This is a genomic window from Peribacillus simplex (genome assembly GCF_001578185.1).
GTDB lineage: Bacteria > Bacillota > Bacilli > Bacillales > DSM-1321 > Peribacillus > Peribacillus simplex_A.
Genome location: NZ_CP011008.1, coordinates 2,743,543 through 2,765,177 on the forward strand (window position 1 = coordinate 2,743,543; position 21,635 = coordinate 2,765,177).

Annotated in this window: 12 protein-coding genes and 2 pseudogenes; 5 read left to right on the top strand and 9 right to left on the bottom strand. The window is 35.8% G+C overall.

Annotated elements, in window-relative coordinates:
- Window positions 1-211 precede the first annotated feature (211 nt).
- From UP17_RS12715 to UP17_RS12740, 5 genes and pseudogenes are all read right to left on the bottom strand, one after another.
- Entirely contained in the window at window positions 212-1,393 is a 1,182-nt protein-coding gene (locus UP17_RS12715) for a hypothetical protein (protein ID WP_061463339.1), read from the bottom strand.
- Entirely contained in the window at window positions 1,380-2,939 is a 1,560-nt protein-coding gene (locus UP17_RS12720) for a glycosyltransferase (protein ID WP_061463340.1), read from the bottom strand. The genes UP17_RS12715 and UP17_RS12720 overlap by 14 nt, the downstream gene beginning before the upstream one ends.
- 425 nt (window positions 2,940-3,364) lie before the next feature.
- On the bottom strand, window positions 3,365-4,684 hold the full coding sequence (locus tag UP17_RS12725; protein WP_061466089.1) for a UDP-glucose dehydrogenase family protein: 1,320 nt from the start codon (window positions 4,682-4,684) through the stop codon (window positions 3,365-3,367).
- A gap of 1 nt (window position 4,685) precedes the next feature.
- Window positions 4,686-5,591: a UTP--glucose-1-phosphate uridylyltransferase GalU gene (gene galU / locus UP17_RS12730; RefSeq protein ID WP_061463341.1), complete on the bottom strand. Its 906-nt coding sequence runs from the start codon at window positions 5,589-5,591 to the stop codon at window positions 4,686-4,688.
- Window positions 5,592-7,214: 1,623 nt separating this feature from the next.
- Window positions 7,215-8,432, bottom strand: a pseudogene (locus UP17_RS12740) (IS3 family transposase).
- Between the two features lie 90 nt (window positions 8,433-8,522).
- On the opposite strand from UP17_RS12740, the gene UP17_RS26555 reads away from it, so the two are divergent.
- Window positions 8,523-10,096, top strand: a protein-coding gene (locus UP17_RS26555) for an IS3 family transposase (protein ID WP_155727321.1) whose coding sequence is annotated in 2 segments (ribosomal slippage) — window positions 8,523-9,165 and window positions 9,165-10,096 — 1,575 coding nt in all. Because the reading frame shifts where the segments join, the coding sequence is not laid out codon by codon here.
- A gap of 239 nt (window positions 10,097-10,335) precedes the next feature.
- Here UP17_RS26555 and UP17_RS12760 read toward each other — a convergent pair.
- The gene (locus tag UP17_RS12760; protein WP_061463344.1) at window positions 10,336-10,932 is read right to left on the bottom strand and encodes a hypothetical protein; all 597 of its coding nucleotides are present in this window, start codon (window positions 10,930-10,932) and stop codon (window positions 10,336-10,338) included.
- 342 nt (window positions 10,933-11,274) lie between these two features.
- Between UP17_RS12760 and UP17_RS12765 the strand changes: the two genes are divergently transcribed.
- From UP17_RS12765 to UP17_RS12785, 4 genes and pseudogenes are all read left to right on the top strand, one after another.
- On the top strand, window positions 11,275-11,748 hold the full coding sequence (locus UP17_RS12765) for an NUDIX hydrolase (protein ID WP_061463345.1): 474 nt from the start codon (window positions 11,275-11,277) through the stop codon (window positions 11,746-11,748).
- Window positions 11,748-12,836, top strand: coding sequence for a glycosyltransferase (locus tag UP17_RS12770; RefSeq protein ID WP_250211664.1), 1,089 nt, complete (start codon window positions 11,748-11,750; stop codon window positions 12,834-12,836). The genes UP17_RS12765 and UP17_RS12770 overlap by 1 nt, the downstream gene beginning before the upstream one ends.
- A gap of 565 nt (window positions 12,837-13,401) precedes the next feature.
- Window positions 13,402-14,190: a HipA family kinase gene (locus UP17_RS12775; RefSeq protein WP_061463347.1), complete on the top strand. Its 789-nt coding sequence runs from the start codon at window positions 13,402-13,404 to the stop codon at window positions 14,188-14,190.
- Window positions 14,191-15,230: 1,040 nt separating this feature from the next.
- Window positions 15,231-15,875 (top strand): annotated as a pseudogene (locus UP17_RS12785) (2OG-Fe(II) oxygenase).
- Between the two features lie 553 nt (window positions 15,876-16,428).
- Here UP17_RS12785 and UP17_RS12790 read toward each other — a convergent pair.
- The 3 genes from UP17_RS12790 to UP17_RS12805 all read right to left on the bottom strand — a co-directional run bounded on the left by UP17_RS12790 (window position 16,429) and on the right by UP17_RS12805 (window position 20,897).
- Window positions 16,429-17,001 carry a hypothetical protein gene (locus UP17_RS12790; RefSeq protein WP_061466090.1) on the bottom strand — a complete coding sequence of 191 codons (573 nt, stop codon included), beginning with the start codon at window positions 16,999-17,001 and terminating at the stop codon, window positions 16,429-16,431.
- 547 nt (window positions 17,002-17,548) lie between these two features.
- Window positions 17,549-18,979, bottom strand: a complete 1,431-nt coding sequence (locus UP17_RS12800) for a PQQ-dependent sugar dehydrogenase (RefSeq protein WP_061463350.1) — start codon at window positions 18,977-18,979, stop codon at window positions 17,549-17,551.
- A gap of 1,138 nt (window positions 18,980-20,117) precedes the next feature.
- The gene (locus tag UP17_RS12805; RefSeq protein ID WP_061463351.1) at window positions 20,118-20,897 is read right to left on the bottom strand and encodes a hypothetical protein; all 780 of its coding nucleotides are present in this window, start codon (window positions 20,895-20,897) and stop codon (window positions 20,118-20,120) included.
- Window positions 20,898-21,635 lie beyond the last annotated feature (738 nt).

Sequence of the window (21,635 nt, forward strand, 5' to 3'; positions counted from 1 at the left end):
GACATGATATCCTTTTTCGCTTTAAGCCTTATGAGTTTTCCACTCTTATACCCGCTGTGAACTAGCACCTACGAATGAAGTTTAAGCTAAAACGTTCTCGGAAACCGTTGAATGCAAAATCACCATAGGTTTTGATATGCTCATTTTTTGTGATAACTAAAACTTCAACAATTAGGAGTAATACCTTTTTAATTTTTTCGTTAGGATTCAGTTACATAAGCGTATTTTCATTTTCATCTAATGGGATTGGTGTTTTTGCCCATTCAGCATACGTACCAGGGTCTATCGCCTTCACTTGTTTTAGAAAAGAATCTAAAAAATTTATTTCTCGCAGGTCTTTAAATAACTCGAGAGGTCTTTTTTGTTCACGTGAAAACGAGTACACATGGTCGACTAATTTAAAACCATTCCTGGTTATAATAATATGCCGTAATGGGGCATCAATTTGCTTAAAACCTGATTTTTCCATTGTTTTTAATATATAGAGTAAACGTTTTGTTATGTCCTCAGAAAGTACAGATTGTTTTTTAAGAAACGTATTTAAATCTGGTCCTAATAGATATTCCATTAAAATATAATTTGGTCCTGTTTCAAAGACTTTCGGGATAAAAGGCAAGTCTTGACTTGATAAAAGAACCATTTTTTCCTGATTTGCATGTTCAGTTTTTCCGTAAAGTTTTACGCATGTGTCTTCAGACACTCGATAAACAGCACCTTGATGCCCTTTTCCAATGAGTGTTTGTGTTATAGCGCTATCCACTTTTACACCATTCCCTGACCCTCCTGAGAGGACGGGAATGTTTCTAAAGTCCAAACTATTTTGATTGAAATAATCCTCCCACTCATTGAAGGTGTCCGGTTCGAGCTTTTTCACTTGGGCTAAGAACGAGTCCTTTAAAAGGATTATTTTTAAATCTCTTAATAATTTTAATGGTACAGGATGCATTCTTTTAAAGGAATTTACATGGTCAATCACCTTAAGTTCCTCATTACCAACGACAAAAATATGGCGTAGGGGAGCATCTATCATGGTGAATTTTGCTTGTTTTAATTCCCTTAATATATAGAGAAGTTTCTTTACTATAGAATCAGGGATATACGTATAATTTCTCAGGTAATCTTTTAAGGTTGGAGCATTAAAATATTCCATGACTATATAGTTTGGTCCTGTATCATATAACAAAGGCATAAAGGGTAGATTTTTTCCAGCATTAAGAGCTTCATCCTCCATTTTCGCTTGTACCGGGTCTGAATAGATTTTTACACATTTATCTTCTGAAAGTTTAAATACTGCACCTTGAGCACCCATTCCAATCAGCGAATAGGTTGTGGGATTATGAATTTCCAAAGATTTTTCACCTTTGGTTACAGTAATGGTTTTAAAATTCTCCATGATCTCCTCCTAACTGCTCATCCATCGACTTCTGTTGAAACTGTTGAATTTTATTAAGGGATTTTTTAACTTTTTCGGATTTTTGAGCCTTATTTTTTTTTTTACGAGATGCTATTGTTTCCTCATTACCTTTAGTCTTTTGTTGAATCTTTGCTTTTTTGTCTTTTTTATTAGATGCTACATGTTTATCTTTGACTTTATCTTTAGTCTGCTGATGAAGCTGTTGAAGCTGTTGAAGCTGTTGAAGCTGTTGAAGCTGTTGATGCTGTTGAAGCTGTTGATGCTGTTGATGCTCTTGAAGCTGTTGATGCTGTTGATGCTCTTGAAGCTGTTGCATATAAATAAGGGCTTTTCTGGCTAAACCGGCTTTTTTTCTAGGCGCTATTGTTTCGCCATCATACTTATCTTGCTGTTGAGGCTTTGTAGTCTCCTTAAGGGTTTTTTTATCTATTTGGCGAGGTGTTACTGAATTTTGTTTACTTACTTTATAAGGGGCTAAAAGTTCATCATAAAATTCAGCTTGTTGTTGAAGCTGATGGACGAGGTTAAAGTTTTGTTCGACTTTTTGACGAGCCGATACTGTATATGTTTCCCATATCTCTCTGTTAGTTAGCATGAATTCAAGAGCATCTGCCAGTTCATCTACATTGTTTTCTTGTACTAAAACCCCCTCTTTGTTATGAGTGATTAATTCAGGGATGCCGGCATGATTGGTCGAAATCACTGGTACCCCAATCGCCATAGCTTCTTTTAATGTATTAGGTATACCTTCTACATCTCCATTGGCAGCTTCTAAGCTCGCGGCGCAGAAAATATCCGCATTGGTCATTTGTTCTCGTACTTGATCTTTAGGGAGATGATTCAATAAACGAAAAGAGTCACCTAAATTAAGTTGATTTGCCAATGAAATGAGATATTCTTCAAGCTCCCCCCTTCCGATAATTGACAGGGTTGCATTTGGAAATTTATCTCTGATTTTTTGAAAAGCTTGCATTAAGATGTGATGTCCTTTTTTTTCCACCAACCTACCGATGGATAAAATGTTTTGAGAGCCCCCTTTATGTGGGGTCCGGTAATTGAATTCGTTAAGGTCTACGCCCCCATAGAGCACTCTGATTTTTTCTGAAGGACAACCCCAAGCTATCAACCTATCTGCCAAATACTGACAAACTGGAAAAAAACGCTCACCTCGATCAAATAGCTTTTTCATGTTATCTAGATAGCCAATGGGCTGATTAGCTAGGGTTGCATCCCTGCCTCTTATACTTGTTACCAACGGAAGGTTTGTTTCCTCTTTTAAAGGAAGTAATAACATTCCTAATTGACCATGGTGAGCATGTAAGAGGGAGATATTATTTCTTTTCACATATTCTTTCGGTGAGAAAATTTCATTGAGATAATGAACTTTCTCATTCAAAAGGGAAAGTTCTATCATATCCTTTGGTTGTCGTACCATATGGATATAATCATAATCAGGAACCTCTCGAATCTGTGAGATATATTGGGTCGGGTCGACTCTTAAATTCAAATGCATAACTGTGTGCAAATAAATGATCTCCTTTCATGCATAGTAAGCAAATTTCCTGGACCTTTTCAAGTATATTATGCAGTACTCTTTAGGTACGCATGGACTAATAACATACAGTAAAGCTAAATGGCAGTGAGTATGCGTTTACTTAATATAAAGGTGAGTTAAGTAAGTGCTATGACACAAGAGTATTTGCAAACAATGATACTAATATAACATGCTAATAATTGACGTTTTTCTATGGTTCTAATGGTCGATGAAGATTTTTCTTTTATTTAAAGAAATATAAAAAAAGCACCCAAGAACTATATCAAAGGTGCTGCATTGCCAGTTTGCCCGCCTATAGAATAACAACTCCCTCATTGAATGGTTAAGTTAACCTAATATATGGCAGCTTTAAAAAATCATGTTCTCGTTAATAAAGTGTTAGAAAAAGTTTCGTTTTATGTCATACCAATAACAATTGCTGGCCTTCCTATTGGATAATATTCAATTTTCTTGCAAGCTCTGATTCGATTTTCTTCAAGACAATTTCTACCATCAAAAACAATCTTTTGTTTCATTGTGTTCATCAATGTCTCCAGATCTAAATGTCTAAACTCATTCCATTCGGTAACAATAAATACAGCATCCGCATCCACTGTCGCTTCGTGAACTGAGCTGGCAAATCTAATTGTATCCCCTAATATGTTCTTCGCATTATCTATTGCAACCGGATCATAAGCTACCACTTCTGCTCCAAGTTTGGTTAATGAACGCGCAATTTTTATTGATGGTGCTTCCCTCATATCGTCTGTCTCTGGCTTGAAAGCAAGACCAAGCATTGCAACCTTTTTCCCTTTTAAATCCCCCAAGCGATTTATCGCTTTCGTTACAAGGAGTTCCTGCTGATAATCATTAATCGCTACTGTTTCTTTTAACAGGGAAAAATGTACTCCATTTAACTTGGCAGTATGAAGCAACGCTTTAACATCCTTTGGAAAACAAGATCCTCCATAACCAATACCGGGCTGTAAAAAAGCTTCTCCAATCCTCTTATCTTTTCCCATTCCCTTTGCTACATCTTTAACATCTGCACCTACTACTCCGCATAAATTGGCAACTTCATTGATAAAGCTAATCTTAGTCGCCAAAAAGGCATTAGAAGCATACTTAATCATTTCCGCACTTCTAATACTTGTTAATATAAATGGTACATTTAACGGACGATACATTTCTTGTACTTTCTTAGCCGCCTCGTCATTTTCAGAACCGATGATGATTCGATCTGCTTGCATCGTATCCATAACAGCTGACCCTTGTCTTAAAAATTCAGGATTTGAAACCATATTAAAGGTGATCCTTTTGTTACAAAGTTCTTCCATAATTTTTTTAATAAAATCATTCGTACCAACTGGCACAGTACTCTTTATAACGACTACTGAACTCTGTACTAGGTTCGCAGCAATATCCTTCGCGGCTTGCACAATATACGATAAATCTGCTCCCCCATCCTCCATTTGCGGTGTTCCTACGGCAATGATGATAATCTCGGCACCATTTAGCGCTTCTCGATGAGATGTTGTAAATAGCAGTCTACCCGCTGCAGCATTTTGAGCAAGCAAATTCTCCAGACCCGGTTCATATATTGGAGAAATCCCATGATGTAGACTTTTAATTTTCTTTTCATCTGTATCGATACAAATGACACTATGCCCTATTTCTGACAAACAAACACCAGTGGAAAGCCCGACATAACCTGTACCCAAAACAGCTATTTTCATATTATTCAAGCTCTCTCTTTATAATCTGAAGGTTTTCTTTCTTATTTACATCCCTTAAATAGGAAAGTACCTCGTCTCTTATATCATCCCTGCGCAAAGCAAAGTCTATTGTTGCCTTAATAAATCCAACTTTATCACCAATATCATATCGGTTTCCCTCAAAATTATATGCTAATACTGCCTGCTGCTTATTTAGCTCATTTATGGCATCAGTAAGTTGTAATTCATTACCATGTCCAACCGGAAGCATTGACATTGTTTCAAAAATCTCAGGTCTAAAAACATAACGCCCCATTATCGCATATCTGGAAGGAGCCTCTTCCCTTTTCGGTTTTTCCACCAAAGAATCAATATGAAAAAGGTTAGGCTCAATCATTGTCCCTTTTGGCTTAATAATTCCATATTTACTGACATCCTTTTCCGGTACATTCTGAACAGCTACGACGGAACTGTTGCAATACTCAAAAACACTGATGATTTGTTTCAGACAAGGTGTTTCAGACATAACGATGTCATCCCCTAACAAAACAGCAAAAGGTTCATTTCCAATGAAGCTTTTAGCACAGAGAATTGCATGTCCTAGCCCCATCGGTTCCTTTTGGCGGACATAATAGATATTTGCCAAACTAGATATTTTCTGAACTTCCTCTAAAATATCGAGCTGATTTTTTCTTAAAAGTGCATCTTCCAACTCATAGGATTTATCAAAATGATCCTCTATTGATCTTTTTCCTCTACCGATTATGATAATAATTTCCTCTATACCCGAAGCTACTGCTTCTTCAACAATATATTGAATCGTTGGTTTATCAACAATCGGCAGCATTTCCTTAGCCTGAGCTTTTGTTGCAGGCAAAAATCGGGTTCCGAGGCCTGCGGCCGGAATAATAGCCTTTCGGATTTTCATAAGCTGCCTCCCTTTTGTCATTCATTAATCCTTTATATGCAAAAGGACAACTTTCGGTCTAGTTAGAAGCCCAATTAGTCCTTTTTTATTTAACAGGGACTAGTAGGCTATACATGTAAGAATCCCAATCTGGCTGTGGACGAGCCTCGCAACCTGTCGGTTACGTGCCAAATTAAAAACTCCATTACACTTTTTATGCAATGGAGTTACCTTGGTTTTCGTGTAATGGTCGATAAACGGTTTGATAAACTACTGTGTGAGCTTTTTGGCGGTTCAGTAGCCTAAACGATTTCCTTTTTTTCTTTCTTTGAAAAACTCCAGCTGTCAGAAATGAGAGCAACAATTTCTTTGATTAAAATAATGGGTATCGCAGATCCCGTTTTTAGTGACGAATAATTTATAAGGTTTTTTTTCATAAATACATTTCCGTTCCCTTTTATATCAAAATATATGATGGACTGTATTCATGATTTTGAGGGGGAAATTTTTACTGATAAATTCTTAATCTAATATTTGAGAAGACAATAAAAAAGGGAGGTTTATTAACCCTCTCCATTTTTAATTAGATTGTTATCAGGCGTGATTAATAAGAGTATGATCTATGTTGAAATGGATATTGTTTAGGCATTTTATTAACTAGCTCCTAAAGCAGCAACTCTTCTCATCCTTGTTGAGGTTTAAGGCAACACTACTACTTTCTCCGTACATGAAGAGCAAAACTTGGCATATTGGATACATTTCTAATGAATCATTCCACTCCATTTGCCACCATCGGCTGGGTCCCATGGGCGCCATCGACGCATAGGTTTCGAATTCTGCAGGAAAACTCCCTACACCAACTACTTCGATATATTTGAAGTTGGTTTCTAAACCCTTTGAAGAGGCTCAAATAATTAGGGATGCACATTTGTCGAACAGGAGTGGGGAATACTGTGAAACCGGCCTCCGTATCGGGGACCTTGCTCCGACTAACCACGCAACAGATCCTGGAACTCAAAGGCAAACAAAACAAGATCTCCGGGTCAAGGAAGGCAAAACAGAAAAAATCCGCGATATGTATATCGCGAATTGCTTTCAGGAGGTCTGTTGCTATGCCAAAAACGTCCAGAGTCCCTACTATTTATTCCCATCCAGAAAGGTAGGCCTAACTCAGGCCTACAGGCAGTTAAATTAGGCCGCAGAGTTTGCTGGCGTGTAGTATGTCAGAAATCATACCTTATGAAAGACATTTGGCTATTGGTTTTACAAAGCCACGAAGGATATTACCATGCTGCAACAGATCCTGCATCATTCCTATCCTTCTGTCACCCTACGCTACATGGGTATTACCGAAGAAGAAACAAACAATATACTAAAAACATTTAGCGTTTTCATTATTAAAAAATAAAAATGACGCATTCAAAACGTTCGTACAATGTAAGTTCTTGAAACTAGTTCGTAGTTTACGAATGTTAAAAATGGCTGTCTCAGGAAAAAACGCCACCGTTCGCGAACGTGTATTTTTATGAACGGGAGTAAATTTCGAAAATTTTATAGTCTAAGAGAATTCCAACCTAAAAAGTCGAACTCCTTTACGTGAACTGACCCCATAAAGTTAGACAGGTTATCTCGTTAGGCAGCTTGTTAGTCATGAGCTCGGTATTGTATACCGGGCTCATCCCTTTTAATTTTGCCTTGATTCGATTGTGATTATAGTATTCTATATATTTTGCTAGTTCTTGTTTAAAGTGTTCCACACTTTAAAATTCTTTTAGATAAAGAAGTTCCGATTTCATGATACCAAAGAAATTTTCCATAACAGATTTTATCGTAACAATCCCCTTTGCGAAACATACTTTGCGTAATGCCACGCTCCCTAAGGGCATTACAGTATTGTTTCATTTGATTGATCTGAATGAATAAGGAGAGTATCGTCGTCTGTTAACCGTTCAAAAGCTTGATCTAACATCGTTGATATGAGTGAGTAGGTGTTTGTCATAAACAGATTGTATTCGTAATGATTTCTCCATTAAATAAGTCAATATCCGTGGTAAATATAGCTTTTCTCCAAATAATTTAAACTCTGTAATATCCGTAACCCATTTCTCATTTGGTTTTTCAGCTTTGAAATTACGATCTAAAATATTTCGTGCAATCTTCCCACAGTCCCTTTGTAAGAGCGATATTTTTTCATACGGACAAGTCATTTTAGCCCTACCCTAGTTCTTTCATGATACGCTGTACCTTTTTGTGGTTTACCTTGTGTCCGCGATTTTTAAATTCATCACGAATACACCGGTAACCAAACCGACCCTCATGTTCATCGAAAACAGATAATCAATACTTTCAGTTCTGCATCTGGATCAGGACGACCGAAGTTTTTTACCCAATAGTAATACGTGCTACGAGAAATGTTTGCCAGCTGTATATGTGCTTTCACCGGAAATGCATTCCTTAATTCATAGACTACTTGTTCTTTGTCTTGTTTGGTGGTTTTTCCTTGTTTTGAACTAAGGCATTCAACTTTTTTAAATTGGCATTCTCCAAACGTAAACGATCATTCTCCGCCTGTAAAGCCTCTATTAATCCTTCATCGGTACTTGAGTACTTGATGTCTTATTTTTCATGGATGGACGCCCCGTGTTCGTTCATATAATTGAGTACATCTAGTTTAAACTTTGCGTGGTAGGGTGTATAGCGTTTTTCAAAAGCATCTACACCAAAAAGTTCAAATTGTTTAATCCACTGATGGAGTAAACTCGGATGAACACCAATAGATTTAGCAATTGTTTTTCCTCCCTCATTACCATCTATATATTGTCTTACTGCCTGTGTTTTTTCTCCTGAAGAAAATCTCGCCATAAAAAAACTGCACCTCCAATTGTGATACGCTCCCCAATAAGTAGACAGATTAAAAAATAAAATCTGTTTGCCTATTGGGGAGGTTTTTTTATGAGAAAATATAGCTTTTCAAAAGAAGAAAAATTAGAGATTCTAAATTTCTATGAAAATAGCCAATTCACTCTTAATGAGGTGGCCGAGTTGTATAAAGTTGATTCTAGAACGATCAAAGATTGGCAAAATAATTACTTGTTTTTTGGAGAGGATAGTCTTAATAGAAGTGAGAATCATAATACATATCCGAAAGGATTAAAGCTAGCAGCTGTTCAAGACTATATTTCAGGAAGTTATTCATTAAGAGAAACCGTTAGAAAATATAGACTTTCCGGTACATCCTTTTTGCGAAATTGGATTAAAAAGTATACTAGTCATAGTGAATTAAAAGATTCGGGTAAAGGAATGAGCCAAACTATGACTAAAGGTAGAAAAACAACAGTACAAGAGCGCATTGAAATAGCACAAGCTTGTATTGCCAACGATAAAAGTTATCAAGTAACAGCTGAACAATATGCGGTTTCTTACCAACAAATATATCAATGGGTAAAAAAATTCGAAAAATACGGGGAATTAGGCTTACAAGATCGCCGTGGACGTACAAAGTTAGAAGAAGAGTTAAGCACTGAAGACAAGTTTCGTTTAGAAATTCAACGCATGGAACGTGAAAATGAACGATTACGTGCAGAAAATCTCTTCTTAAAAAAGTTAGAGGAAATCGAAAGGAGGCGTCGTTAAGTAAAAGTTGTATACATAACCGTTATATTGCCATTCAAGAATTAGCAGCGAAGGAAGCACTGCCAATCATTTTATTATGTGAAATTGCCGATGTTGCACGTGCTGCTTATTATAAGTGGTTGAACCGTCAGCCATCAGCACGGGAAATCGAGAATGAACAGCTTCTAGAATCAATTCAGTACCTTTATACACAAGTAGATGGGATTTATGGATATCGTCGCATCACACTTACAATCAATCGTCAGCGTGAAAAAGTAGATTTACCGAAGGTAAATAAAAAACGTATTTATCGTTTGATGAAAATGTGTCGATTAAAATCGGTGATTCGTCGAAAACGAAAAAAATATCCTAAATCGAATCCAGATTATGTAGCAGAAAACATACTCAGTCGCAAGTTCAAAGCAGACCAACCAAATCAAAAATGGTGTACAGATGTCACGGAGTTTAAATATGGGAATGGCAAAAAGGCTTATTTAAGCGCCATTATTGATTTATACGATAATTCGATTGTGAGTTATGTATTAGGGCATTCGAATAACAATAAACTTGTATTTCAAACGATGACACCAGCCATACAAAAATTAAAAGAGGATGAGCATCCACTTATTCATAGCGATCGTGGTTATCAATATACTTCAAAACTTTTCAAACGGATGATAGATGATGCCGAGATGGTACATAGTATGTCTAGAGTGGGACGTTGTATTGATAACGGACCAATCGAGGCTTTTTGGGGTACGCTCAAATGCGAAAAATACTATTTAAATAAATATGATACATATGAAGCGCTAAAAATAGCAATTGTAGGATACATTTCGTTTTATAATTCAGAGCGCTATCAAGAAAAATTAGACGGCTTGAGCCCCTTGGAATTCAGGGATCAAGCCGCGTAAAGCATTTTTATTATTTCCACTGTCTACTTGACAGGGAGCACTTCATTGTAAGTTGTGTCTAACAATTGGGGTGCAGTTCAACGTTAAGCAATCGACTCTTTTAGATTTTCCTGCTTGTACAACATAATTGGTTTTGTGAGGAATTCATCATAAATTTTTTTGAAGTATGCCATACTTGCACCGGTTAGAGCCTTTGCTGAAGCCATCTGCCCATATTGTCATCCTAACGGATAGGTTTCCTATATCGCATTGAAATCAATATTTTTCTGCCAGTCTTCATATGATTCAGGATCGATTTTCTTTGCTTGTTCAAGGAATGAATCCAATAACCCCAATTTCTTTAGATCACGAAACATCTTCGGATTATATGGGTCATTCATTGTGAGGCCATCTGAATGATCGATTGCTTTCAGCACATTTCCCTTTGTTACAACAAAATGTCCGATAGAGGTCTTGATTCTAATAAATCCAACTCTCTTTAGTTCCTTTCGAATCATTATGATTTGTTCTGTAAACGATTCGGGAATATCTTGCTTTCCTTTCAAATAATCTTTTAGATTGGGACCTTTTAAATACTCCATAATAACATAGTTTGGTCCGACTTCGTATAACCTCGGAACAATATGAGTTTCCTTCGCTGCTTCAAGTGCTTTCCCCTCTTTAGTTGCTGCATTTGGATTGACATAAATTTTTACGCAAAGATCTTCATCAAGCTGAAAGACTGCACCTTGACTTCCTTCCCCAATTAGTTTTAATGTGGTTGGATTATGAATAATAAGTTCTTTTTTACCGTTCTTTTCTATTCTCTCAAGCTTTATTGATTTAAATTCATCCATCTAATCTTGCACCTCTTTTCTTCTTTTTAATAACCATAACCTATAATATGAAATCATCGATTAGTTGCTTTAGGTTAATAACACTTTTTCACAAAATTAATTCATACCCTCTTTTACTGGGTTCTTAAGGACGAGAAGGACCTATAAGCAATTGGTGCATAATTCTCTTAAGCAAAGCTTTTCCCAGCATTTCTTCAGTGTCTTATGCTCATACACATTCAATTAAGAACTTTACAAAAAACATACAAATATATGTACTTGTCCGTTTCGAATCTTTTCTATTTTGCATTTACTATAAAAGAGTAAAAACCAGAAAGGAAATGATCTGAAAGGAGACTTGTGATGGGATACATTGAAGTTTTACGTGCTCTCGTTGGGACTAGAGCTTTGTTACTTACGGGGGTCACCGTTTTGGTTATCGATCAGAACAGTCGTTTTCTTATGGTACAATCCGATAAAATGTGGAAATTCCCAGGCGACTTTATTGAATTAGGAGAATCTGCGGAAGAGGCATGCAGACGTGAAATTTTGGAAGAAACAGGGATTAACATTGGCAACCTTCAATTAATTGGCGTTTTTTCAGGGAAGAACTATTTTACGAAGCTTCCTAATGGTGATGAATACTTTCCAGTCAATATTGCTTACGTGACCGAAGAAATACTCAGCGGAGATTTAAAACCTGATGATATAGAAATACAAAAGGTACAATTTTTTAAATGGTCCGCTTTTCCGAAAGATTTAACTGAACGAGATCGACAAATATTTCAAAGTTTTATCGAAAATTTGATTTTAGAGGGAAGGAAGGGATTGAAATAGTGAAGACAATCGCTTTTTACATTAGAGAGCCTATTAAAATAAATCAAGGATTTATGTACAATCAAATCATTATGTTGGATCAATATCGGCCTATTGTAATAGGACCTTATCCAAATAGCGTCAATGTTCAATTTCAGTTTGAACATTATTATAATTTGAACGAAATTCAAGACCTTGGAGCCTTCTTTAAGGAGCAAAATGTCGTCGCGATTCACGCTCATCAAGGGAAACATTCCATTGATATTTTACCAACAGCTATAGAGTATGATATTCCTTTGATTGTACATTTTCGAGGACGTGATTCTTCCACTCAAACATATCAGAGATTTCGCAAAAATGTCCTCCGATATCAAAATTTAGTAAAACATGGAGCTGGTTGTTTTGCAGTTTGCCATTTTCTTGCAGATGAATTAAAAAAATTAGGATTTAAAGAAGATAAGGTACATGTATTATATGGCGGTCTAAATTTAGATTTATACCCATATGTCCAACGTTCCCTACCTAAGGAAGGAGAAATCCGAATCTTGTCTGTAGCCAGACTTGTCGAGAAAAAAGGATTCCTTACGCTTTTGAAGGCCTTTCAACGGATTCATCAGGAATACCCAAGAACGACACTGCACATCATTGGGACAGGTGAAGATGAAGAGAAGATAAGAGTTTTCATTGATGAAAACCAATTAAACGAACACGTTTTTCTTAGGGGGCCAATGGATTCTAACCAAATTTCTAAGGAATTAAGAGATTCCCATCTCTTTTGCCTTGCCAGTGAAACGGGCGAAGATGGCGATGTAGAAGGGATCCCAAATGCATTAAAAGAAGCCATGGCAAGCGGTTTACCAGTCATCTCCACCTTTCATGGAGGGATTCCGGAATTGATTGAGCATAAAAAAACAGGATACCTTGTTCCTGAGAAAGATGATTTAAAATTGGCTCAAGGTATAAAATATTTCCTGAGTCATCCAAGAGTATGGAAGAGATATACCAGAAGTGCAAGACAGGTTATTGATGAAAATTTTGATTTGAATAAACAAATCATCGAACAACAAAGGCTATACAGCTTAATAGAAAAAAATAACGAAGTTAATTGACATAGTCAAAGTAAATGATTATGTGCTCAGTAAATTAGCGATGTTTCTTCCCTCCTTTTGTCCCCCGTACTAGTATATATCCCAGGTGAATTCATAAAAATTACTCCTGAATCACATTCCAAAAAATACAAATTCAGTTCAGAATGCCAATACACGAGATCGGACCATAAGCATTTTCATTGTAGTACAGGAAGGCGGCTATTTTGTCCATTTGATTGATCATGGAACATGTTGGGTGGATATCATTGGTCTGAAAAAACGCTTACCCAGAATCTGAAATACGATATCCCTTACCAAAAAACTAACCGTTGGGGCTTCTCTATGCTAAAAAAATTGTACCCCTTCCCAACGAATCAACTATGAAGTTACCCAAACCATCCCTGTAGAGGGCGGGTTCTCGAAGGAGTAAAGTAAGCGCTGTATAAATTTCTTTTAGAACAAAAGGTCATTTACCGAATCTTATAACCAATTTTATCGATCAATACAAGAGCAATATGGTTAATAAAAAAGACAAGGTAAAAAAGAAATAGAGCTAGACAAATATTTTTAAAGGAGATAAAGTGATATGACAAAATATCCAGTTCGATATGTACAAACATTAAGGGGCGGAACCGCACATGTCATTCTTTTCAGCGATGGTAAAGAATATGTCGTGAAGTGGTTCGATACTAAGAAAGAAAGAGAAAAAGAAGTGGTCAATGAATACCTGATCGGCAAATTGGCAGAGCTCCTTTCACTTCCCGTTATCCCATTTGATCTTGTATATATACCGGAGGAATTTATCAAGAAAACTCCTGAATTACAATCCACTAAACACAACTATAGTTCTGGATACCAATATGGCTGTGTTTTTATTAAAAACAGTACAGTTTTCGAAAATGTTAGAGAGAATCCTCCCACTAAGACGGATGTTAAAAACCGAAATATGCTGGCCGGTATAACGGTATTCGACCAATGGGTAAATAACTCTGATCGAGGTACGATGAATGTCATTTTGGAAAATCTCAGTGATGGTGGCTATTATGTCCATATGATTGATCATGGCAGAGTTTTTCCGGGACGTTACCAATGGTCAGCTCAAACGCTGAGAGAAACACCGGTATATAACTACCATTGGCCTTTTTATAAATGGGCCTTCTCTCTTCTCGATGATCACACAGAGCTTACATCATATATAGAAAAAATAGTGAATTTGCCGAACAAATCGATTTATCAAGTGATTGAATCAATCCCAAAAGAGTGGAATGTGAGTACGAAGGATAGAGATGCTCTCTACAAGTTTCTTTTAGACCAGAAAATTAAGTTGCCAGATATCGTTAATCGTATCATCCAGCATCATAGCAATCCAAAATAACGCTGGTTTTTCCCCAGAAAAAAGTAACTCCTTATTAGCTTTAAAGGAGTTACTTTTTTTATCTGTAAATCTTTCCATTCCATATAGGACTCGGGATCCATTTCTTTTAGCTCTTCCAAGAACAATGGTAATAGACACAACTTTTTAAACCTTTGAATATCGACTCTAGCCTGTTTCGATTCCTTATATAGGAGCTATAATGATTAATTACTTTTAATTCCTCATCTTTAGTTACAATAATGTGGCGCAAATAGGCATCCATTCTGGTAAACTTTAACGCTCCATTTCTTTAAGCACAAAAAGAATTTGCCTCATCAATTTTCCGGATAGGTCCCTCAAAATTCCAAAATATTGGAATAAAGTTGACCCCTCAAGATATTCCATAATAATATAGTTTTGCCCCACCCATAAAGCCGTGGAATAGTGGATGACTCTTGTGCAATTTTCAATACATCCCCCTCTTTAATGGCATATTCTGGTTTTGCACAAATTTTCACACATTTGTCTGAAGAAATTTTTAAAACGGCCCCTTGCGACCCCTTACCATTCAGCGGAAACGAAGTTGGATTTTTTATTACATCACCTTTTTAATCCCTTCAGTAACACTGATAGATTTAAAGTCCTCCGCTTTCGTTCACTTCCTTCACATTTCCTATCATACATTTCTTTTTCTCTTTTTCTCTAAGTTTCTTGAACGGCTTATTACGAAAGGAAATACGTTCCTTTTTTTGAAAAGTCCTTCTATAATTGATGAAGAAGGAATTAAACTCACGTATGAATTTTGGTGAAAATACACACATGAATATCTTTACAAAGTGACTTGGGCAGATTATTTTATGTAAATGATTAGAGTTTGCCATAGTCAAGCGCTAGGTCACCAGTAATTTTTACTGGTCGACCTCATAATCGGAGCACTGTCAGCAAGAACTAAGAAACAGTTATATAAAAAGGTTCATTGTATAATTAACATAGTAAAACGCTTACAGTGGCAATTCAAACTAATTGTTCAGAAAATTCATTCTATTAGGAGTCGATGAAAGTTGACGGTGGAAAATAAAATAAGTAAAGAACAAACTATTTTTAATCATATTGGAAATAAAATCAAAACGGAAGACCGAGACATTAATGTAATTGCTAGATTAGATGAACCGCTAATTGTAATATTAGGGAATGTTTTGAGTGACGAAGAATGTGACGGACTTATTTAATTGTCAAAAGACAGAATGAATCGTTCCAAAATTGGAGTTAAGCACGAAGTAAATGAGATAAGAACGGGCTGTAGTATGTTTTTTGAAGAAAATGAATATAACATCATTACCAAAATTGAAAAACGGATTTCAACAATCATGAATATACCCATTGAACATGGAGATGGTATTCAAATTCTTAAATATACTCCTGGGCAAGAATATAAAGCCCATTTTGATTTTTTTACATCCTCAAGTATAGCAGCAAAAAATAATAGAATTAGCACAATCATCATGTACTTAAATGATGTGGAGCATGGGGGAGAAACTTTTTTTCCTAAACTGAATTTTTCAGTGTCCCCGCGAAAGGGAATGGCTGTGTATTTCGAATACTTCTATAACGACAAAAATCTAAACGAACTAACTCTACACGCTGGAGCACCCGTTATCACTGGTGAAAAATGGGTTGCAACACAATGGATGAGAAGGAAAAAATAGTCTCCAGATGTCAGATGTTTTAAAAATGATAGATTTAATTCACTTCCTGCTCCCACATAACTGTCACCTTAAAACCTTTATATCTGTATTAATAGATGAAGAATGAAGTTCGAGAAAAAAACAGAAAATAGACATCTTTTTTTCTCATCGTGTTCCTTAATGAACTAATACACCTATTAGTTCATAAGGGATTTTCCTGATAAAATATGGACACAAGGTGAAATCAAATAAATGACCAATAACCAAATTAAGACTTGTCCATGGACCTCCAAAACTTCGTCATACCCCTTCTGCTATTAAATGCTTTAAGGCATCTCTAAGTATACTCCATCCAGTGAAATGTTTGTTTGGCAATCCGGATATCCAAGTTCTTATTAACTTAACTTTGCACTTCTTTTCACCATGCAGTTATGTTATGTATTTGCACACCACTTACCCAACGGGCAGTATGTAAAGGTGGAAAAGCATGAGGAACATCCGCTAGAGTTTCCACGCCCTTATACCCCAAACGTCCAAACTCTGATTATTCGTTCAAAAAGATTTTACTCAACTGTTAAGGCAATGCCCGACACAATCTATTCATGAGTATTCTACAAAGTTCCGCGAAGATCCAGCAGTATAGAAAACTCAATATAAATATTATTGCAATAACCTTTGGATCCATAGTTGTATCAACAGTAGGGCCTAGCACTGGAAAACGGAATACATACAGAATCACCATAATACCCGTAAGTAGACATATTGATGAAAAGGAAACAACCACAATTCTCCTCTTCAATTGTAAAAAGGCCACACCCATCGCAAGACCTAATAAACCTGTTGTAAATGGAAAGATAATTAGTTCACTCGGCTGAATAATAAATAAAAGGAAAATCGTAAGGGTATAAGAGAGGATTCCCTGGCGGATAGAAAAACAAGTAGCTAAAAAAATTGGTAATGTCGCCAGAAAACTAATTAGAAAGCCTATACCAGGCATAAAGCCCCCTGCTGATTGAAGCATAGTGGAAAATGTACTTAATAAGGCTGTAATAACTAACTTGGTTGCAAGTGTCATTTTTCTTACAGGAACATAGTTTGCAGCTGTCCCTATCATCAATTGATACCAATAACGAACAAACCGATTGATTAAAACCACCCCCTAAAAACAACCAATTTGTCACTTTCTATACTATTCATACCCTTTCGCTTTATGCTGTATTTCCTGTTATTAATTAATTGCAATGAGGATTGCCCCTCCATGGTTATTTAAAAAAATTAAAGTATTTGCGGAAAAAGTTTACAACTCCAATTAACTTAACGTTTACGAATCGATGGGAAATGCTAATTGCAGATGCTGAAATTTCTTCTTACTCCAAGCGGAACAAGAGTGTGTTATCTTGGTCCCGATAAAAAAATGTATTTTTGGCAAGGAACAGCTACAAATTCCCGTGTTTCAAATGAGCAAGTTTGGACAGGCGCATTCTCTCCCTTTGGTGTTCCTTCCTTTTTTTCATTTGGGGGAACAATGAATTCCTTAAGCTGATGGGCATGGGTGTGCAAGGTATTTTTGAACAAACTTTATTACGAAACTACAAATAGCTCTATTTTGAAATTTTCTACTTTGTCTTTATTGTCACAAATACAGTAAATATATGACAAATATTCCAGCCGTCGAATTTTATAGTTTTAATAAATCATGGAACAATTTCAAAAACAGTACCCTTGTTTAATTCAGTCGCTTTCATAGAGCCATAAACCCCTAAATATAGACTGGTTTGATCCAGATTCGTTCCCAAACTAACATAATAAGCTGATTGCGTCGAAAAGTTATAATCAGTTTCAATAACACTAAAATCGTTTAGTTTACAATCTGTACTTACCCTGGTATAAGCTAAAACCCCTCTAACCGGAGGTCGAGATTCTTCCTTCCGGGCAAGATCGGTAAACACAACGCTTCCCGTTAAATTTGGGATTCTATTCCCCATATACGGCTGCACTCCTGTAAGTGCAGTTCCTCCAAACTTATCGGGGCGAGGATCTTTATGAAAATAACTAATTAAAGGCTGTAGACGCCTCACAGAAGTTTTTACTGTGTCATTGTAATAAGCAATCGTTTTCTCATTCAAAGCCGGGTTTTCAGAACAGCCCTTTATAAACGAAGTAGGAAAAGCACCTTCCCACCCTCGCCAACCAAAGTTAATAAATCCTTCTTGGTCAGGTTTAATTCTCATTAAAGAAGCTTGAATAAGCTGAGTAACCGGTATTGGTTTATAATGAACGAATGAAAAAATTGACTCTACCATATCCTGTCCGACATTCCCCACATATTTGATATACTGATTATAAAACTTTTGAAATGAAATGCCTGTTATATTGCGAACCCCTTTTGCAATTACCGTAAGCGTTTCCTGAATAGGTGAGGGAAGTTCATTAAAACGTGTGACTACGGGTGGATCATCGATAAATGTATCCTTAACTACATCAATTTCAATTATTTTACCAGCTATCTCCATATCATCTTGACTTAAATTAAATGGATCATAGCCTGCTCCACCATCTCCAGTTGTTAAAATAAGTTTTCCGGTTTCAGGTGAAAAGTTTAAGCTATTGACACCATTATGATTAAAAAATGGTCTTCTTATGTTAAGTAATGTCCGTCGTTTTTGAGGTTGACCATTCGATTGTAAAATCCATTCTTCAACTGTATCAATATGATCATATTGAGTTTCTCTATTTATCCACTTTAGGTTTAAAGTTCTGGGATCACACGGGTTAGGCATAAAATGTTCAGTAAGGGCCCCTGGACCTTGTGTTCCAGCTACTGAATAATGAAGATAAAACAAACCGTTATAATAAAATTCTGGATGAAATGCTAGCCCTATTAATCCCCGTTCATCATATCCCCTACCTGAAACACCTTGTTCAGAACTACCTAATTTTAAGATTCGCGAGCGAATATCTAAAAAAATCCTAATAACTCCGTTTCCTATGTAAAAGATTTCTCCTACCTGAGTTGCAATAAATAATCCTTCAATTGAGTCACCCGGAAGTATAGTTGTTTTCAAAACGGTGGGTAAATTTATCTTACTTACAATGGGTCGTAAGCTAACCTTTTCTTTTATCAACTAACTTTACACCCCTTTTTATTGTTTTCTATTATAAGAATATGATTAGGGATGCTCTATTAGTATCAAATTAGGGCCAAGGAATTGGGGAAATTTCCTTTTAATAATGGTCCGTTTTTGGTATGTTCTATGCGGATATTAAAATTGATAAAAAAAAATTTCAAATTGTTTATATTACTAAACGCAGTCATAGATGTTGTTTTTTGCATTTATATTGACTGGTGTTATTAAAAGGGATTTACATTAGTTCGATTAAATAAGTTTCAATTTCCGCTTATTTCTTTTTATAAGGAGTTTTTTACTTTATGGATTTCAACGCACTTCTGGAAGTAAAAGGGAACCCACTTGAAAATATTGTGAATTAATCAAAGTAACAGCGGCTTATCTTCATTGAGATTTTCCATAATCGGGGGCTTTAATTGAATAAGAATCACAAAAATTATTAAACTTTTTTATAAAAGGATGCTTCAATTGAATATAAAAAAGCGTGTTTCGATTAATTTCAAAACACACTTTTTCCATGTACTGTGGATTTGAGTCAATATTTTGGACACAAAAAGTTAAACCTTAAGCTGTATTTCTAATTTTATCTTCAATGGCTTTTATATCCTAAGCTGCTGTGAATTCTTTTTCGGTTATACCAACCTTCAATAAATTGGAACATCACTAATTTAGCTGTTTGATAGTCGAGATATCGCACGTGATTGACTTTGTTTCCATTTGTAAGGATTCAATACAGCCATTATCGTACGGACAGCCTTGTTGACTAAAGAATTGCTTAATAAGGTGGTTTTGGAAAAGAATGAATTTAAACTCACTGCTTGTATATTGTAAGCCAAGGTTCGTATGAAGAACTAAGCAACCAAGGGGAATGACGATCCAATACAGAAGTGGATATGAACGATATTTTTTCTTCGTGATAGAACGAATACTCGCCTTGCTCATTAACCGTTGAACACGTTTTAGAGAAAATCCTTTGGTTAATAAGATTTGATGTATCTGTCAAGACCATGGAACCTCTAAAATAAATACACTATAGAACAAGGATTCTTTATTAAATTCGAATTCAAACTCTTATTAGTTTTTACTTTACAGTCCTTACCTTATTCAGCATTCTTGCTTGAATTTAAACCCTAAATCATTTACCTTTGTTGCTATTTCTAAAACTATCGAAATCAGTCTTAATGTAATGAAAGACCTTTGCGTTGCCGTTATGGTCAGGATGAGTTATTTTTAATAACCCTTTATATTCGGCTAACAATTCTTTATAACTCGCCATTTTTGAAAGCCCTAATTTTTCACTATAATCATTTGATTGGGCAGTGGAGCCGTAATTGTAATTATCTCCTATGTTGGCTTTTACTTTTATCAATTCATTACGTAATTCAATATTTTCTTTTAATAAATCCTTTGTTTCATTTTGCAATTCACTTTTTTCATTCTTTAGAATGACTACTTCCTTTTTATACATATCCCTTTGCTGGATTAATATTTTTTTTGCAGTCTCATTAAGTTCCTCAATGCCTTCTATTTGCTTATCTTGGGCTTGTATTTTTAATTTTAATCGGTGTATGATTTCGTCCTTATTTTGATCTAAAATATCATTTATTGCCAGCCTTGAGGATTTGTCATCGATTATGTATCCAGTATTACTCTTTCCGTTTCCCCCGTATTTAACCTTACCTTCTCGTAACCAACGTCGAACAATTTGAATACTACTGCTTTCTGTTATTCCTGCATCCTTTAACAGGTCGAAAGCTTGGTCTGTATCATCCAGAATATATCCAGTTTTTCTTTTCCCGTTTCCTCCCTCGTATTTAATCTTTCCCTCACGCAGCCATCGTCGAACAGTTTGAATATTACTACTTTCTGTAACACCTGCATCCTTTAACAGGTCGAAAGCTTGATCTGTGTTCACAAAGTTCCCCCTTTTCATCTTATTACGCCAAGCAATGTTAAATTGAGTGATATTACCCTATTAATTGAAAAAAATGAATCATTTTAACTCTGGTAAATAGCAGGTTATGGATGATGTGGCATTTTGGCGGGAAATTAATAGATATAAATATAATAAAAAGGAACGATTCAAACCGACTTCAATTGAAGTGTATATATTTTCTAAACGATCAATGATATGAGTGAGTTATTCAAGACTGCTTTTTCTCGATTTTAATGCCCCTATTTAGGGTATCATGCTGATTAGGAAGAAATTATCTACTTTATTTCTATAGCACTGCCTGTACCATCTGTAATTTGTTACATCCTATTTGGCTTGTATGTATGCTAATGTTTTAAATAATAGCATAGCTAATTCCTATACAAATAACAAACAGTTAAAGAATAGATGACAGATATCACAGAAGGATAACGAAAAGGTATCAAAATTTAAGATGGCAAAGAATAATTAACGATATCTTCCTTCCTTTCTAAGACATGACACAAATGGTGGTCTTCGGTTATTAGGCAGCCTTATATTAGTTGGGTACAAACATTATTAATGAAGAGTGTGTACTGTGAGGGGTATTTTTAAAACTCCCCTTAATTATTGTTGTGAATCCGCGTAATACTTACGGGACTCCATTGTGTGATGCTTCATTAAGAAGGGAGCTTTTAATATGCATCTAAAGTTTCATCCATGCGGTAAGGGATATTCCAT